Source organism: Mongoliibacter ruber, from assembly GCF_003003005.1.
In the GTDB taxonomy this organism is placed as follows: Bacteria; Bacteroidota; Bacteroidia; order Cytophagales; family Cyclobacteriaceae; genus Mongoliibacter; species Mongoliibacter ruber.
The window spans coordinates 1-1595 of the sequence record NZ_PVTR01000043.1 but is presented as its reverse complement, the minus strand read 5'-3'; the positions used below and the strand labels follow the sequence as shown (position 1 = coordinate 1595).

The 1595-nt window shown below is 39.6% G+C and carries 1 protein-coding gene; it reads left to right on the top strand.

The genetic code is table 11. From position 1 onward, the window contains the following. Positions 1-46 precede the first annotated feature (46 nt). On the top strand, positions 47-1567 hold the full coding sequence (locus CLW00_RS21175) for an IS1634 family transposase (protein ID WP_106135705.1): 1521 nt from the start codon (positions 47-49) through the stop codon (positions 1565-1567). The last annotated feature ends 28 nt before the right edge of the window (positions 1568-1595 follow it).

The window sequence follows — 1595 nt, the reverse complement described above, 5'->3', positions numbered from 1 at the left end:
TCATTCAATTTTTGTGGTTTTGGGTGTCTCGGTCTATTTTTAGTCCATGTTTGTAAGGCGAAAAAGGAATTCAAGTGGAACTTTCAGTGTCCAGATTATTCAAAAAGTTAACAGAATCAACAAAGTTGTCAAGACTTTGGGCAGTTCTGCTGATGAGGATAAGTTGGATATACTGGAACGCCAGGCCAAATTGGAAATTGAGAGACTTAAAGGTCAGGCCTTCCTGTTTTCCAAAGAACGGGACAAGAGCCTCACTTCAATCCTGTCAGAAGTAAGTAACAATGAGATAGAACTGGTCGGCCCAGACAGGATTCTGGGAAAGATTTACGAGTCAATTGGTTATGAAAGTCTAGGGATTGATGAGCTCTTCAGGGACCTGGTGATGTCAAGACTGGTGTATCCCGGATCCAAGTTGAAAACCATCGACTATCTGGCAAGATATAAGAATAAAGATATCAGCGTTTATTCGATTTACCGCTATATGGATAAAATCCATAAGGAGTTCAAAGACAAGGTGGAGGAAGTGACCTTTGGACATTTTAAGCGGGTTTTAGGGGGGCAGATAGGTATTGTATTTTATGATATGACCACATTATACTTTGAGACACCAGACGAAGATGACCTGCGTAAAATAGGCTATTCAAAGGACGGTAAACATCAGCATCCCCAAATCAAACTGGGATTGCTCGTTGGCCCGGAAGGTTATCCTCTTGGCTATGATATTTTTGAAGGGAACATCTATGAAGGTCATACCCTGGTCCCTGTTTTGGAAAATATAGAAAAGAAGTTCTCTATAGGCAAACCTGTTGTGATTGCAGATGCAGGACTCTTGTCAAACGCCAACATCCACGCGCTTATAGATCATGGCTATAAGTTTGTTCTGGGAGGGAAAATCAGGAACGAGAGTAAAGAAATAAAGGATGCAATCCAAAGACTGGAGATCTCCGAAGGTAAACCTGGGGAGGTCCACAAAAATGGCTATAGGTTGGTTGTAAGCTTTTCAGAGAAAAGACTGAAAAAGGATGCCTATAACAGAAAAAAGGGTCTGGAGAAGCTTGAAAAAAAGGTCAAAAACGGGAAATTGGACAAGAACAGTATCAACAATCGAGGATATAATAAATACCTGAAACTTGAATCTGAAGTAAAGGTGGCCATTGATTACAAAAAGTATGAAATGGACGCCAAATGGGATGGGTTAAAAGGTTATATGACCAATACCGAAATGAAACCAATGGAGGTAATTGCTGCATATGGGAACCTTTGGCATATCGAAAAAGCCTTCAGAATCAGCAAAACAGATATAAGAATTAGGCCAATATACCATCGGATACCAAAGAGAATACAGACACACATCTGTATCTGTTTTGTATCCTATGCCCTGTTTAAAGAACTGGAAAGGATATTGAAAATAAAAAAAGTATCTTTTTCGGCAAACAGAGCAGTCGAATTGACTAAAAACATGTATCAAATAAGAGTGTTTCTACCTGATTCGAAAACTTACGCTACAATACCTTTAAAACTAACAGAAGAACAGCAAGAACTTACCTCAGCTATCATGAAGTTTTAGCTTGGGTGTCCCATCGCACAAAACAGGA

Bases quoted from the DNA above. Each gene is read 5' to 3' on its own strand.
- CLW00_RS21175 (WP_106135705.1), top strand. From the start codon at position 47: ATGTTTGTAAGGCGAAAAAGGAATTCAAGTGGAACTTTCAGTGTCCAG.